The organism is Streptomyces sp. NPDC060366, from assembly GCF_042725135.1.
Lineage (GTDB): Bacteria > Actinomycetota > Actinomycetes > Streptomycetales > Streptomycetaceae > Streptomyces.
The window spans coordinates 101,798-116,971 of record NZ_JBHXDC010000011.1 but is presented as its reverse complement, the minus strand read 5'-3'; the positions used below and the strand labels follow the sequence as shown (position 1 = coordinate 116,971).

Sequence of the window (15,174 nt, the reverse complement as noted above, 5' to 3'; positions counted from 1 at the left end):
CGTCACCCCCTGAGGGGCTTGTCCACCGCATCGCCGGTCACTGCGCCGACTGCTCTGCCGACCCAGCGCGGTCGATCGCGATCGGTCGATTCCGGTCGGTCGTGACGAGCGCCGCCGGAAGGTCGGCGAGGATCGCCGAGACCGTCTGCGCCGGTGTCTGCTTCGTCGTGTCGAGCCACAGTCCGATGCGCGGGGTCTCGGTGCGCAGGCTGTGGTCGAGCGCCTCGACCGACCAGACGCCGTATCCGGTCTTCGGACGCGCGTGCTCCCTGCTCCGTACGGCCTCGGTCGAGGGGGCGAGCACGACGACGTACAGAGGCCGTGTGCGGACCCTGGCGACGAATCGGCTCAAGTCCTCGCCGATGACGATGTCCTGGACGACGGCTGTCCATCCGTCGTCGGCGTAGGCGTCCGCCACCGTCACCGTGATCCGTTGGCGCAGGTCCAGTTGGGCCCTGGCCTCGGCGGTCTCCTCGGGCAGCAGTTCCTCCCGGCCGGAGACGAGCATGCGGCGGAAGGTGTCGCCGCGTACGTGGGCGGCGCGTGGCAGCCGTTCGGCCAGGATGCCGGCGACGGTGGACTTCCCGGAGGCCATCACGCCGGTGATCAGGACGACCGCGGAACGTAGTTGGATACTCACCCGGTTCTCCCCCCTCGCAGGCGGATCTCAGCCGCGTCCGGTGTCGATGACGCAGAAGCGGTTGCCTTCGGTGTCGGCGAGGACGACGAAGTCGGCGTCGCCGGGATACAGGTCCCAGTCCACGCGTTCGGCGCCCAGGGACACCAGGCGCGCCACTTCCGCGGCCTGCTCGGCCGCGTCGCGCGCGTAGAGGTCGAGGTGGACGCGGGGGTGCTTCTGCACCGGCGTCTCACTGAGCCCGAGGGACAGCCCCGGCCCCGGGCCGTCGGCGGGGACGAGGACGACCCAGTCGTCCTCCCTCTCGCCGTCGCGCGGGACGTAGTCCAGCGCCCGGCTCCAGAATTCGGCCGCGCGCCGCACGTCGGAGGCGCCCATCACGATCGTCCCGATGCTGATCATCCGGTGATGGTGTCAGACGGGTCGGGCCATGATCAATTCGTTTTGGCCGTCGCGCGCGATATTTTCCGGTCCCCGCGCGTACGACAATGCACCGCGACATAGGAAAAACCCCGGTGGCGTGATCAATTGATCTCGCCACCGGGGCCCATGGTCTCCGTCTTCGCGCCGACGCTTCCCGGTGCGACTCATCCACGTTTCGAGGCGTCGCCGTAGCGGCGCTCAAAGCGCTCCACACGGCCCGCGGTGTCAAGAACCTGCGAGTTACCGGTGTAGAAGGGGTGGCTCGCCGATGATGTCTCGACGTCGATGACGGGGTACTTCCCCCCGTCCTCCCACTCGATCGTCTTGTCCGATTCCGCGGTCGAGCGCGTCAGAAACGCGTAATCGGCAGCGCGGTCCCGGAAAACCACCGGACGGGATACGGGGTGGATACGAGGCTTCATATGTGATCCCTTCCTGCCGACTCGCCTGGGGTCCGATCGACCCCCGCGTATGTGGTTCAACGGTGGGAGGGGGACGGTTATTCCGCCGAATTCGGATGGTCCACCGGTGGCCGATGAACAGGTAGTTGACCCGTACCGCCCCCGACTGACCAGGCGTTCCGGTGATATTCTCGATGTATGGCTGACCGAATACATCGGGTCATTATCGAAGGCTCCCTGATCAGTACTCCCCGGTTGACCCTTCGACCGTGGGCGACGGGTGATGCCGAGGCGGCCCTGCCGGTCTACGGCGTGGACGAGGTGTCCCGATGGCTCGCCCCGGCTCTGGAGCCGGTATCGGATCTGGCCGCCATGGAGCGCCTCGTCGAGCGGTGGGTGACCGAGTCGGCCACGCTCGAACCTCCGCAGGGCCGGTGGGCCGTCTCCCTGCGCGAGACCGGTGAGCTGGTCGGAGGGGTGGCCCTGCTGCCGCTCCCCCCGTTCGGCAGCGACCTGGAGATCGGCTGGCAGCTCGCTCCCGGCGTCTGGGGGCAGGGTCTGGCCGCGGAGGCGGGCCACGCCGTTGCGCATCGGGCTTTCGAGTCGGACGCCGGCGTCGAGGAGCTGTTCGCGGTGGTACGGCCCCGGAACGCCCGAGGCGCGGCGACGGCCCGGCGGGTCGGGATGGAGTGGGTCGGCGAGACGGAGAAGTATTACAACCTGCAGTTGCAGGTCTACCGTCTGCGCAAGGGCGATCTCGACGCGGGCGGTCCCACCGCGGCCTTTCCTTAGGGGATCGGGAAGCCTCACGAAGTCACGGCGCGGTACGGATACCGCGCATCACGGATCATGACGCCGGCCGCGTCTCGCCGCGGCGGTGCGACTCTCGATCCGACGAAGTCGACGACCTGGCACAGCACCTGGTCCATGCTGCCGCCGAGGGCCTGACGCCGGGTCAGCCCCGCGTCGCCCCCTGACGGTCCGTCCGCCATGTGCCTTGACAAGGTCTAGACCTTCCTTTTCAATCCAATCGACACACCACCCATGCGCATCTCCTCCTTGGCCCTGCCGGCTCGCCGGCAGGGCTCCGTGCGCCGTTGGCGCGAAGGGAAAAAATCAGAGATGTTGAGCAAATCCGGCAGAGGCATTTCCCTCGTACGGTCCGCGATCCTCCTCGCGGTCGCAGCCCTCATCGCCACTCTCTTCACCGCTCCGGCCGCCCAGGCGGCCGACGGCCAGATCACCGGTCTGGCCGGCAAGTGCGTCGACGTCGCCGGGGCGAGCAGCGCCAACGGCACCCCCGTACAGATCTACGACTGCAACGGCAGCAACGCGCAGCGCTGGTCCAACTCGGGTGACGGCACGCTGCGCGCGCTCGGCAAGTGCCTTGACGTCTCGGGGAACAGCACCGCCGACGGGGCGCTCGTCCATCTGTGGGACTGCACCGGCGGCGCGAACCAGCGCTGGGTGGTCTCCGGTGCGAACGACATCGTCAACCCGCAGGCGAACAAGTGCCTGGACGTCCAGGACCGCAACTCGGCGAACGGCACCCGGCTCCAGATATGGACCTGTTCGGGGCAGTCGAACCAGAAGTGGAACGCGCCGCCGAGCGGTGGCGGCGGCAACCCGGGCGGATTCGTCGTCAGCGAGGCGCAGTTCAACCAGATGTTCCCGAGCCGCAACGGCTTCTACAGCTACAGCGGTCTCACCGCGGCGCTGAGCGCCTACCCGGGCTTCGCGACCACCGGCAGCGACACCGTCAAGCGCCAGGAGGCAGCGGCCTTCCTCGCCAACGTCAGCCACGAGACCGGCGGTCTGGTCCATGTCGTGGAGCAGAACACGGCCAACTACCCGCACTACTGCGACAGTTCGCAGTCGTACGGGTGCCCGGCCGGCCAGGCCGCGTACTACGGCCGCGGACCGATCCAGCTCAGCTGGAACTTCAACTACAAGGCGGCCGGTGACGCCCTCGGCATCAACCTGCTCGCCGACCCGTGGCGTGTGCAGAACGATTCGGCCGTCGCCTGGAAGACCGGTCTCTGGTACTGGAACACCCAGAACGGTCCCGGCACCATGACCCCGCACAACGCGATGGTCAACCAGGCCGGCTTCGGTCAGACGATCCGCTCCATCAACGGCTCGCTGGAGTGCGACGGACGTAACCCCGCGACGGTCCAGAGCAGGATCAACAACTACCAGCGCTTCACCCAGATCCTGGGCGTCGCGCCGGGCGGCAATCTGTACTGCTGACCTGCCCCGGCAGGACGTACGAAGCGTGTGGCCCCGGGGAGGCTTTCCCCGGGGCCACACGCGATCCGGGCCGCCGTAGGGTGACCGCGTGACGAAAGAGACGAAAGAAGCGGAGCCGAAGGACGCCGACCGGCTGCTGTACGGCTGTATGGGGCTCGGCGGCGGCTGGGACACCACCCCCTACGGCCCTGCGGACATCGACGCCGCCGAGGCGGCGGTCGAGGCGGCGCTGGAGAGCGGGATCACCACGTTCGACCACGCCGACATCTACCGGCACGGGAAGTCCGAGGCCGTCTTCGGCGAGGTCCTCAGCCGCACCCCGGGACTACGGGAGCGTGTCGTCGTACAGACGAAGTGCGGTATCCGGCTCGCCGAGGGCGAGCGGCCCGGAATCTACGACCTGCGCGCCGCGAGCATCGTCAGGCGCGTCGAGGAGAGCCTGACCAGGCTGCGTACGGACGTCATCGATGTCCTGCTGCTGCACCGGCCCGACCCGCTCGCCGACCCGGACGACATCGCGAGCGCCCTCACCTCGCTCCACGAGCAGGGTCTCGTACGGCGGTTCGGCGTGTCGAACATGGGCGGCGCGCAGATCGCACAACTGCGGGCGGGGCTCGGATTCCCCCTGGTCGCCAACCAGTTGGAGATGAGCCTGGCGCGCCGGGACTGGGTCGAGGCCGGGGTGCTGATCAACACCCCGGAGGCGGCCGAGGGCGGCTATCCGCTCGGGACGACCGAGTACTGCCGGGCGAACGGGATCGCGATCCAGGCCTGGGGAGCCCTCGCCCAGGGCCGGTACACCGGCCGCCAGGAGACGGCGGACGAGCGGGCGACGGCGCGGCTCGTCGCCTCGCTGGCCGAGGCGAAGAACACCACACCGGAAACGATCCTGCTGTGGTGGCTGCGACGGCACCCGGCCCGGATCGCGCCGGTCGTCGGAAGCGCGCGCCCGGAGCGCATCCGCGCCTGCGCCGACGCGGCCGTACGGGAGCCGGAACTCACCCACGAGGAGTGGTACGACCTGTGGCTGACGGCGCGCGGCGCGCCGCTGCCCTGACCGGGGCCGCCCCCGACGCGCGTGTGGTCCCCGGCGAGCCGCTCGGCTCGCCGGGGACCACGTCGCTGTGTGTCCGCGTTACCGCGGCTGCTCCTCCTCGTGCAGCTGTTGAACCTGACTGTCCGTCAGCGCCTTGTCGTAGACGCGTACTTGGTCGATCGATCCGTTCCAGAAGTCGCCCTTGGCGCCGTCGTACTTCGCGCGGCCGAGCGACAGCGGTCCGGTGCTCACATCGACCGGTCCCGCGGCGACGGTAGAGACCGGTGCGCCGTCGACGTACAGCGTGATGTCGTCCGAGGACGAGTCACGGACCCCGACGAGGTGGTACCAGCGGTCCGTCTCGGGCCGGATCTCCAGGCGCGCGCGGTTGCCGCCGGGGGTGCTGAACGCGAACGCGCCCTGGCCGTACTGGAGATAGAACGGATTCTCCGTGCGCCGTCCGTCCTGGCTCACCGCCGTGGCGTAGTTGCCGGGCAGCTCGTCGAGCGTGACCCACGCCGACACCGAGTAGCTCCTGGTCGTGTCGACCACCGGTCCTTCGGTCTGCGCGTACTGGCCCTCGCCGTCGAAGGCGAGCGCCGTGCCGCTGACGCCCGGTGTCCAGGTGGAACCGCCGACGAGGTTCAGGGAGCTGCCGTTCGGTCCCTTGTCCCGGGCGGTGGTGCCCGTGCCCTCGTCCAGCGGCCAGTACCCGCCGCCGCTCAGCTCGTCCCGCTCGCCCGCCTCGGCGCCTGCCTCGATGACCTTCAGGTTGATGGCGCGCACCTGCGCCGGATCGACCTTTATCTCCCGGCGGTCGTATGTGTAGAAGCCGTTGAGTTCGTTCTCCAGGTCGCTGACCTGTGTGTACACGGAGCCGGAGAGTTCGGCGCCCGCCGCTTCGAGGTAGAAGTCCGTGGTGTTCTGGACGTACTTCGCGGTGAGCGCGTCCTTGTCGGCCACTCCGCTGTAGATCGCGGCGGGCGGGCCCGGCCACATGTGCCCGGGGGTACGGAGGGTGAAGCCGCCGTGCTCACCGTCCATCGCGGCGCGGTGGTCGGGGAACGGGGCGTCGTTGTTGACGTAGTCGTGGTGGTCGATGATCTCGCCCTTGCCCGAATCCCCCTTGGAGGAGCAGCAGTTGACGCCGCTGTGGGCGTTGACGATCCGGGAGGGGTCGGTCTGCTTCACCGATTCGGCGATCCGGCCGGTCTCCTCGCGGTTCCACTCGCCCCAGCCCTCGTTGAAGACGATCCAGCCGATGATGGAGGGCGAGTTGTGCAGCTGCCGCATCATCTGCTTGCCCTCGTCGACGAAGGTCCGCTGTCCGGCCTCGTTGGTGATGTCGCTGGAGACGAAGTCCTGCCAGACGAGGAGACCGAGCTTGTCGGCGTGGTGGTAGAAGCGGGCCGACTCGACCTTGATGTGTTTGCGTACGGCGTTGAAGCCGAGCTCCTTCTGGGCCTTGAGGTCGAAGGCGAGCGCCGCGTCGCTGGGCTGGGTGTAGAGGCCGTCGGGCCAGAATCCCTGGTCCAGCATGGCGAGGGAGAAGACCGGCTTCCCGTTCAGTACGAGCTTCTGGTAGCCGCCGACCTTCTCGATTCCGACGGACCGCATACCGAAGTAGCTGTCGACGCTGTCGGTGGAGCGGCCGTCGGTGAGGGTGACGTCGAGGTCGTAGAGGTACGGGTCGTCCGGGGTCCAGAGGCGCTGGTTCTTGATCGGGAGGCGCAGTTCGGTGCCGGGACGGCCGCTGACCGCCGAGACGATCCGGCCCTTGGCGTCGCGGGCGACGGCCCTGACCTTGGCGTCGGGCGAGGCCTTGGCGGAGTTGACCGTGACGGCCAGGGAGCCGGCGTCGATGTCGGGCGTGGTGAGGAGTTCGTCGATGGCCGCCGTCGCGACGGGCTCCATCCAGACCGTCTGCCAGATGCCCGACGACTGGGTGTAGACGATGCCGCCGGGGTCGGTGGACTGCTTGCCCATCGGCTGGTTGGGGCCGTTGGTGTCGGTGACGGCGACGACGATCTCCTGCGGGCCCTTGCCGCCGTCCTTGAGCGCGTCGGTGATGTCGGCGCCGAACGCCGTGTAGCCGCCGGTGTGTTCGGTGACCTGGGTGCCGTTGACCCAGACGCGGGTCGCGTAGTCGACGGCGTCGAAGTTGAGCTTCAGCCGCTTGCCGCTGCCGACCTTCCAGCCCTGGGGCACGGTGACGAGCTTGCGGTAGAACATGTGGTCCTCGTGGCGTTCGAGGCCGGAGAGCTGCGACTCGACCGGGAACGGCACGATGATCTTCTCGTCGAGGTCCTTGCCGAAGACGGGACGTTCGTCCTTCTCGGCGCCCGCGAACTGCCAAGGGCCGTTCAGGTTCTTCCAGTTGTCGCGCACCTGCTGCGGGCGGGGGTACTCGGGCAGCGGGTTGTCCGGGTCGAGCTTGTCGCCCCACTCGGTGGTGAGGCGGTGCGTGGAGTCGTTGGTGGCGGTGCGCATGATCTCCGGCACCGTCTCGCCGCCGGCCTGGAGGCCGCCCTCGCCGTCGTAACGGAAGCTGACCCGCTGGTCCTTCTGGACCGGCGCCTTCAGCGTGACGGTCAGTGAGTAGGGGTCGCCGGGTGTGCGGGCGACGGAGGAAACCGGCATCGGCGTGGTGTCGACCTCGACCTTCAGATGGTCCTTGACCGAAGCGATCGTGCCGCCGACCTTGTCCTCGAAGGTCGCGCGGAGCCGGCGGCCGTCCTTGCCGACCGTCAGCGAGACCGGGTAGATCTCGAAGTCGGCGGGCGGGGTGAACGCGGACTCCGGGACGATCTGCTTCTCGGTGCCGGCGCCCGACCACCGCAGGAACATGTTCGCGCCGCCGATGTCCTGGAACATCTCGACCCGGACTTCCTGCGGCTCACCGGCGGTCAGCGCGACCGGTTCGCTGGTCTGCTCCTTGTCCCAGTCCGGCTCCCAGTGGTCGATGACCACCTTGTCGCCGATCCACACCCGGAAGCCGTTGTCGCCGGTCGCGTAGAAGGTGTAGTCGCCGCTCGCGGGGGCCTCGATGCGGCCGGTCCAGCGGGCGGTGGTGTGCTCGGTGCGGCCGGTCATGGACTCGAACGTCGAGGCCAGGCCCGGGAATTCGATCTGCGGGTCGAGGGCCACTCCCCCGAGGTCGGCGAAGTCGCGCGCACCCGGCGCGGACATGCTGAAGTACTCGCCCTTGAGACCGTGCACTTCGTCGTCGGCCGGGGCGACGGCGGACCGGGCATCGGCGGACGCGGTGTCGGCGGCCGTCGCGGCCGGGACGAAACCGCTCGCCGGCAGCAGCAGGGCGACGGCGAGCAGCAGCGAGCGGAGCAGTGGTCGGGAGCGGGTGGCGGGCTTTCGTCTCATGGTTTCCTCGGTGTCCTCGCGCGGGCGGGGGCGGAACGAGCGGGAGCGGAAGGGTTCCGTCCCTGGCATTACAACGTTGGAAAGAGTGCGCAGCGGAATGACAGCACGCCCGCTCGGCGGGTGTCCAGAGTTACGACACAAGGTGTTCGCGGGACGCGGGGCGGAAATGGCGTTGCTACGGGCGCGGGTTCGGCTCTACCGTCGACGTCATGAAGCGTGCCGCGATGACGACGACGCCGGAGAGTGTCCCGGCGCGCTGACTGCTGATCCAATTCGAAGCCCCGGGGCGAGTGCCCCGGGGCTTCGTCACGCGGTCACTCGCTCCACGCGAGCGAGGAGACCGCCATGCACGACCACCGCAGACTCGGCCGCGAATTGGGCCTGTTCGACACCGATCCGCTGATCGGCGCCGGCCTGCCGTACTGGCTGCCCGACGGCGCGACCGTACGGCACGCCCTGGAGGAGTACATCCGCGGCGTGGAGCGGCGCGCGGGGTACCGGCATGTGTACTCACCGGTGCTGGCCAAGCAGGAGCTGTACGAGATCTCCGGGCACTGGTCGCACTACAGCGACGACATGTTCCCGCCGATGGAGCTGGGCGGGGAGCGGTTCGTGCTGCGGCCGAGCCTGTGTCCGCACCATGCGCTGATCTTCCGGTCCCGCGCCCACAGCTACCGTGAACTTCCGCTGCGGATGGCCGAGTTGGGCGCCATGTACCGCTCCGAGCTGTCCGGGGTGCTCGGCGGACTGACCCGCGTACGCGCCATTCAGCTCAACGACGCGCACATCTTCTGCACCGTGGACCAGGTCGCCGAGGAGGCGCGGGCGGCGCTGGAGCTGATCCGGCGGGCGTACGACGCGCTCGGCATCCGTCCGGCCCGCTTCCGGCTGTCCCTGCCGGGGCCCGGCGGGAAGTACGTCGCCGATCCGGCTCTGTGGGAACGGTCCGCGGCGCTGCTCACCGAGGTCCTCGACGGGGCGGGCGTCGCGTACGAGGCGGCGGAGGGTGAGGCGGCGTTCTACGGCCCGAAGATCGATGTACAGATCGCCGACGGGGCCGGGCGCGAGTCGACCCTGTCCACCGTCCAGGTCGACTTCCACCAGCCCGAGCAGTTCGATCTGCGCTACATCGGCGCCGACGGCGCCAAGCACCGGCCGGTGATGATCCACCGCAGTGTCATCGGCAGCGTGGAGCGGGCGGTCGCACATCTTGTGGAGCAGCACGGCGGCGCCTTTCCGGGCTGGCTCGCGCCAACCCAGCTCGTGGTCCTGCCCGTCTCCGACACCGAACTCCCGCAGGCAAAAGCGCTCGTGGAGCGATGCGCCGCGCGAGGACTGCGGGCAGAGATCTCGGGGCCGGAGCACGGCACCCTGGGTGCCCGCGTCAGGGCGGCCAGGCTGGTGCCGTACCAGGCGGTGATCGGGGCGAGGGAGGCCGCCGGGGACTCGGTCGCGCTGCGCCTGCGGGACGGGCGGCGCGTGGACGCCCTGCCGGCCGTCGAACTCCTGGACAGGCTCGGGGCACTTGTCGGCGCGTACAGCACCGATCTCTGGGACGAGGAACGGGCCGAGGACGAGGAAGGGGAGGGACGGGAGGGGGTCTAAGGACACGGCTGATTCCATGGGCCTGAAGTCGGACCGAGGGGGAACGCTTGCCCTGAAAGCGGTACAAGCGATGCACGTGAGGTGAACACGCATGAACGGCACGAGGATCACCGACGTGATGCCCGAACCGGGCGTGGTGCGAGGCGACAACCCGGCGGGGATCCACGAGGCCCGCGACACCGCCAGGGCCTTCACCGGCGGCCTCACTCCGACACCGGGGTCCGGCGTGGTCGACACCATCGTCCTGGTGGTGTCCGAGCTGGTCACCAACGCCCTGCGGCACGGCGGCGGCCGGTACACGCTCGAACTGTCCGCGGCGCCCGACTCGGTGACCGTGGCCGTCAGCGACCCGAACCCGGCGCCGCCGCGCGAGCGCGCCCCCGATCTCGACGGCGGTGGCGGCGGGTTCGGCTGGCACATGGTCCGCAGGCTGGCCGGCTGGCTGGCGATCGCGCCCGGTCCGGGGCCCGGTCCCGGCAAGACGATCTACGCGGTGCTCCCGCGGTAGCCGCCTGTGGCTTCGGGTGGCCGAGTGCGGCCGTCGCGTGTCCGGCTCATGATCTTGGGTATTCGGGTCTCATGTTGAAACACCGACGTATCCGGATCCTGGCGGTTCTGCTCGTGAGTTGGGCCGCGACGGCCGGAGTGGAGCGCTTCGGAGGGGAACTGCCCTGGCCGTCGGCCGCCGGGCACGCACTGCTGTGGGCGGTGCTGGTCGCGTTCGTCTGGTGGTTCGCCGAGTGGACCCAGGTGCAGCGCCGCCGCTGACAGCCACCACCGATCCAAATGCTTACTCCGGTCGACAACCATTAGGTTCCGTATTACGGTTGTGCGTATGGAGAGCACTGAGGCCGGCACGTCCGAGGTCCCGCCCCCGACAGCGGCTCCGCTGCTGGGGGAGCCTCTGCCGGTCGAGTTCATGAACACGCTCTGGGCAGACCGGGACGGCGTGCACGACGAGCTGGCGCGTCCCGGAGGCCTGGTGGCCTGGCTGTGCGGCGTCCGGCCGCGCCTCCCGCGGGCCGACGGTCTGTCCCTCGCGCGGCTGCCGGAACCTTCTGCGGACGAGCTCCGACAGTTCCGGCGACTGCGTGACGCGCTGCGCCACCTCGCCGCCGTCACGACCGGCAATACAGGCGACACAGGGGACACGCCGGACACCGTTACGGGCGCCGCCTCCGACGCCGACGCCCTCGCGACGGCGGTCGCCGCCGTCAACGAGTCCTGCGCGTACACACCCTCCTGGTCCATGCTGGAGTGGACCGGGGAGAGCGGGCCGGGCCGTACGGCCGCCACCGACGGCGCCCCGTCCGGCTGGATCCTGTCGCAGCTCGCGGAGGAAGGCGTACGCCTCCTCGCCGGGCCCGGCAGGACCGAGCTGCGGGCCTGCCACGGTCCGCGCTGCGTGCTGTATTTCGTGCGCTCCCACCCACGCCGGGAGTGGTGTTCCGCCGACTGCGGGAACCGCGCCCGCGTCGCCCGCCACTACCGGCGCCACCGCGACGCCGCCGAGTCGGCGAAGGCGTGAGCCCGCCCGGCCCGGCCGGACGGATCGGCCGGACCGGTGTGGAACAACCAGACACTCGGGGCCCGAGGCAAGGAGACCGTCATGGTCGACGTCCATCACCGCTACGCGACAGTTCAGGGCCGACAGCTTTTCTACCGGGAGGCGGGACCGGCCGACGCCCCCGTACTCGTCCTGCTGCACGGCTTTCCCACCAGCTCGTTCATGTTCCGCCATCTCATCCCGGAGCTCGCGGACCGCTATCACGTCATCGCCCCCGACCACCTCGGCTTCGGCCTGTCCGACGCGCCGCCCGTCGGGGAGTTCGACTACACCTTCGACGCGCTCACCGACCTCACCCACCAGCTTCTCGCCGGGCTCGGGGTCTCCCGTTACGCCCTCTACGTCCAGGACTACGGCGCCCCGATCGGCTGGCGCCTGGCGCTGCGCGACCCGGACGCGATCACGGCGATCATCACGCAGAACGGGAACGGCTACGAGGCCGGACTCGTCGAGAGTTTCTGGGAGCCCGCCCGCGCGTACTGGCGCGAGCAGACCCCCGAGACGGTGGGCGCCATCCGCGAAGCCTTCAGCCTGGACACCATCAAGTGGCAGTATCTGCACGGCGTTCCGGACCCGAGCCTGGTCAGCCCGGACACCTGGCTCCACGACCACGCCCTCGTGTCGCGCCCCGGCAACGACCGCGTGCAGCTCAAGCTGCTGCTCGACTACGCGAGCAATCTGCCGCTCTACCCGCCCCTGCACGCCTATCTGCGTGACCGCCGGCCTCCCCTGCTGGCCGTCTGGGGGAGGAACGACGAGATCTTCGGTCCGGACGGCGCCCGCGCGTTCGCCGACGACGTGCCGGACGCGCAGGTGCATCTCCTCGACGGAGGGCACTTCCTGCTGGAAAGCACGCTGGACGAGGTCGCCGAGCTGATCCGCGAATTCCTCGCGAAGGCGGATCTGCCCGCCGGATAGCCGATCGGCCACTCATCGGAAGGTGTGGATCCGGACGTCTCGCCCGACCAGCGCGATGTCCGAATCCCGCCAGCGGGAGAGGTCTCCGGGCGGCACTCTCGACAGTGCACCGAGAGCGACCGGAGAGGCGGAGAGACGATGCGGACCATCGACACGGCAGGCAGGATCGGTGATCGCGTCGCAGCGCAGGACTGGAAGGCGATCACCGGCGACCTCGACGCGTACGGCAACGCCCTGACCGGGCAGCCGCTCCTCTCCCCCGCCGAGTGCCGCGCGATCGGCGCGCTGTACGACGACGGCGAGCGGTTCCGGACGACCGTGGACATGGCCCGCCACCGGTTCGGGTCCGGGCAGTACCGCTACTTCACCCATGAACTTCCCGACCTGGTACGGGAGTTGCGGGCCGCACTCTATCCGCGCCTGCTGCCCGTCGCCCGCGACTGGGCCGGGAAACTGGGCAAGACGGCGCCCTGGCCCGACACGCTGGACGAGTGGCTGACGATGTGTCATGAGGCAGGGCAGCCCAAGTCCGCCCAGATTCTGCTGCGTTACGGCGCCGGCGACTGGAACGCCCTGCACCGGGACGTGTTCGGCGACATGGTCTTCCCGCTCCAGGTCGTTGTCGGTCTTGACGTGCCCGGAACGGACTTCGGCGGCGGGGAATTCATCATGACCGAGCAGCGTCCGCGCGCCCAGTCGCGGGGCTCGTCGGCCACCATTGCGCAGGGTCACGGGCTGGTCTTCACCACCCGTGACCGGCCGGTGCGCTCCGCGCGGGGCTGGTCGAACGCGCCCATGCGGCACGGTGTGAGCACGGTGCGCACCGGCCGTCGGCACACTCTCGGGCTCGTCTTCCACGACGCCGCGTGAGCCCGCCCGGCGACGACGACCGACGAGCATCGGCGGTCCGGGCGGTGCTCGCGCGGCGGCGTACGGCAAGAGCCGGGGCCGACACACTCTTCGCTGCCGGGCCCGCCCGCCCGGCGAGTGGAGAATCCGGGGATGACCGATTCCTCCCCGGACGCCGACTACACCGGCCAGACGCGGTGCGGTGGGCCGACGCGCACACCGTGGCGGGAGTTCCTGCGCACCGAGACGGGCAGTGCGGCCGTCCTGCTGGCCGCCGTGCTCGCCGCGCTCGCCTGGGCGAACGCCGACCTCTCGTCGTACGAGCGCCTCTGGCGGACGCATGTGGGGCTGTCGTTCGGGTCGCGGAGCCTGTCTCTCGAACTGCGGGAGTGGGTCAACAGCGGCCTGATGGCGTTGTTCTTCTTCGTCGTCGGTCTCGAGGCGCGCCGCGAGCGGGACATGGGCGAGCTGCGCGACGGACGTCGTATCGCGCTGCCCGTGTTCGTGGGGGTCAGCGGAATGCTCGTGCCCGTCGCGATCTATCTGCTGGTCAACGCCGGGAACGGCACGGCCTACGGCTGGGGCGCCGCGATGTCCACGGACACCGCCTTCGCCCTGGGCATGCTCGCGCTGCTGGGCAGGCGGCTGCCCACCGGTCTGCGTACGTTCATCCTGGCCGTTACCGTCGTCGACGACTTCGTGGCTCTCGCCGTCATCACCTTCGCCTACAGCGAGAGCGTCGCGCCCGTCGCTCTGCTGGTGGCCCTCGGCATCCTCGGCGTGATCATCGTGCTGCGCTACCAGGGGGTACGCCGGGGCGTCTGGTACGCGCTGCTGGCGATCGCGGCATGGGTGGCGCTGCTGGAGTCCGGTGTCGATCCGGTCGTCATCGGGCTGGTGATGGGCCTGCTCACTTCCGCGTACCCCGCCGCCCGCGGTGATCTGGAGCGCGCCACCGGCCTGTTCCGCCGGTTCAGGGAACAGCCGACGCCGGAACTCGAGCGTTCCGCGCGGCTCGGGCTGGCTTCGGCGATCTCGCCCAACGACCGGCTGCTGCGCATGTACCACCCCTGGTCCAGCTATGTGATCGTGCCGGTGTTCGCGCTGGCCAACGCGGGCATCAGGATCACCCCCGACGAGCTGTCGCAGGCCTTCACCTCCCCCGTCACGCTGGGCATCGTGTGCGCCTTCGTCGTGGGCAAGCCCATCGCGGTACTCACCGCCTCGTGGCTGGCCTCCCGTCTCAGCCACGGCCGGCTGCGTCCGCCGGTCGGCTGGGGCGCCGTCGCCGCCGGCGGGACGATCGCGGGCGCCGGGTTCACGGTGTCGCTGCTGATCGCCACCCTGGCCTTCGACGGCGATCATCTGGAGGAGGCGAAGATCGGCACGCTCACGGCTCTGCTCTGCGCGTTCGCGGTGACCTGGGCCGTCAGCGCGGTGATCGGGCTGCTGCCGAAACGGCGCCGCAACCGGGCGCTGCTGGGCACCGCCGAATCGATCGTCGACCTCGCGGTCCCCGTCGATTCCGAACGCGACAAGATCCGCGGCCCGTTGGAGGCGCCGGTGACGGTCGTGGAGTACGGCGACTTCGACTGCCCGTACTGCGGGAAGGCCGAGCCGGTCATCCGGGAGCTGCTGGCCGACTTCGGGGACGTCCGCTACGTATGGCGGCACATGCCGCTGACCGATGTGCATCCCGGTGCGATGCTCGGCGCCGAGGCGTCGGAGGCCGCGTACGACCAGGGCGCGTTCTGGGAGATGCACGATCTCCTGCTCGCGCACGAGGGCACGCTGCGGTTCGCGGACGCGCTCCGTTTCGCCGCCGACCTCGGTCTGGACACGGAGCGCTTCGAGCGGCACCTGCGGCGCCACAAGGGCGCGGCGTGGGTCGCCGACGACGTGGACTCGGCCGATCTGAGCGGTGTGTCGGGGACGCCGACCTTCTTCATCAACGGGCGGCGCCACCACGGGGCGTACGACATCGGCAATCTCTCGGCGGCGGTGCGCACGGCCCGGCAGCAGGCCGCGCTCGCCGAGCCGGATTCGTGACACCCGGCCGGCTTGTCGCCTCTGCCCGTGCGTCACCTCTGCCCGTGCGTCACCTCCGCCG

14 protein-coding genes are annotated in these 15,174 nt (G+C 69.8%); 10 read left to right on the top strand and 4 right to left on the bottom strand.

The features are described from left to right. Positions 1-37: 37 nt before the first annotated feature. From ACFWHU_RS25410 to ACFWHU_RS25400, 3 genes are all read right to left on the bottom strand, one after another. The gene (locus ACFWHU_RS25410) at positions 38-634 is read right to left on the bottom strand and encodes an AAA family ATPase (protein WP_387227620.1); all 597 of its coding nucleotides are present in this window, start codon (positions 632-634) and stop codon (positions 38-40) included. A gap of 33 nt (positions 635-667) precedes the next feature. Next, on the bottom strand, positions 668-1,039 hold the full coding sequence (locus tag ACFWHU_RS25405) for a VOC family protein (RefSeq protein ID WP_385802876.1): 372 nt from the start codon (positions 1,037-1,039) through the stop codon (positions 668-670). 185 nt (positions 1,040-1,224) lie between these two features. Next, the gene (locus ACFWHU_RS25400; RefSeq protein ID WP_381789766.1) at positions 1,225-1,482 is read right to left on the bottom strand and encodes a type B 50S ribosomal protein L31; all 258 of its coding nucleotides are present in this window, start codon (positions 1,480-1,482) and stop codon (positions 1,225-1,227) included. A gap of 177 nt (positions 1,483-1,659) precedes the next feature. Here ACFWHU_RS25400 and ACFWHU_RS25395 point away from each other — a divergent pair, with 177 nt between their 5' ends. From ACFWHU_RS25395 to ACFWHU_RS25385, 3 genes are all read left to right on the top strand, one after another. Continuing rightward, positions 1,660-2,253 carry a GNAT family N-acetyltransferase gene (locus tag ACFWHU_RS25395; RefSeq protein WP_385802878.1) on the top strand — a complete coding sequence of 198 codons (594 nt, stop codon included), beginning with the start codon at positions 1,660-1,662 and terminating at the stop codon, positions 2,251-2,253. A gap of 330 nt (positions 2,254-2,583) precedes the next feature. Next, a complete protein-coding gene (locus ACFWHU_RS25390; protein ID WP_385802880.1) occupies positions 2,584-3,711 on the top strand; it encodes a lectin in 1,128 nt (375 codons plus the stop codon). Between the two features lie 88 nt (positions 3,712-3,799). Beyond that, positions 3,800-4,768: an aldo/keto reductase family oxidoreductase gene (locus ACFWHU_RS25385; RefSeq protein ID WP_385802882.1), complete on the top strand. Its 969-nt coding sequence runs from the start codon at positions 3,800-3,802 to the stop codon at positions 4,766-4,768. A 78-nt stretch (positions 4,769-4,846) separates the two neighbouring features. Here ACFWHU_RS25385 and ACFWHU_RS25380 read toward each other — a convergent pair whose 3' ends face one another. Then, positions 4,847-8,125: a LamG-like jellyroll fold domain-containing protein gene (locus ACFWHU_RS25380; protein WP_387227397.1), complete on the bottom strand. Its 3,279-nt coding sequence runs from the start codon at positions 8,123-8,125 to the stop codon at positions 4,847-4,849. A 345-nt stretch (positions 8,126-8,470) separates the two neighbouring features. Between ACFWHU_RS25380 and thrS the strand changes: the two genes are divergently transcribed. From thrS to nhaA, 7 genes are all read left to right on the top strand, one after another. Next, complete coding sequence (gene thrS, locus ACFWHU_RS25375; protein WP_387227395.1) at positions 8,471-9,730, top strand: threonine--tRNA ligase; 1,260 nt, start codon at positions 8,471-8,473, stop codon at positions 9,728-9,730. A gap of 91 nt (positions 9,731-9,821) precedes the next feature. After that, the gene (locus ACFWHU_RS25370) at positions 9,822-10,238 is read left to right on the top strand and encodes an ATP-binding protein (protein WP_387227393.1); all 417 of its coding nucleotides are present in this window, start codon (positions 9,822-9,824) and stop codon (positions 10,236-10,238) included. A 71-nt stretch (positions 10,239-10,309) separates the two neighbouring features. Further along, the gene (locus ACFWHU_RS25365) at positions 10,310-10,498 is read left to right on the top strand and encodes a hypothetical protein (RefSeq protein WP_385800227.1); all 189 of its coding nucleotides are present in this window, start codon (positions 10,310-10,312) and stop codon (positions 10,496-10,498) included. Between the two features lie 67 nt (positions 10,499-10,565). Beyond that, on the top strand, positions 10,566-11,258 hold the full coding sequence (locus ACFWHU_RS25360; protein ID WP_387227391.1) for a CGNR zinc finger domain-containing protein: 693 nt from the start codon (positions 10,566-10,568) through the stop codon (positions 11,256-11,258). 81 nt (positions 11,259-11,339) lie between these two features. Beyond that, positions 11,340-12,215 carry an alpha/beta fold hydrolase gene (locus ACFWHU_RS25355; RefSeq protein WP_387227389.1) on the top strand — a complete coding sequence of 292 codons (876 nt, stop codon included), beginning with the start codon at positions 11,340-11,342 and terminating at the stop codon, positions 12,213-12,215. Positions 12,216-12,353: 138 nt separating this feature from the next. Then, positions 12,354-13,085, top strand: coding sequence for a 2OG-Fe(II) oxygenase (locus tag ACFWHU_RS25350; protein ID WP_387227387.1), 732 nt, complete (start codon positions 12,354-12,356; stop codon positions 13,083-13,085). 132 nt (positions 13,086-13,217) lie between these two features. Continuing rightward, on the top strand, positions 13,218-15,113 hold the full coding sequence (nhaA, locus tag ACFWHU_RS25345; protein WP_387227385.1) for a Na+/H+ antiporter NhaA: 1,896 nt from the start codon (positions 13,218-13,220) through the stop codon (positions 15,111-15,113). Positions 15,114-15,174 lie beyond the last annotated feature (61 nt).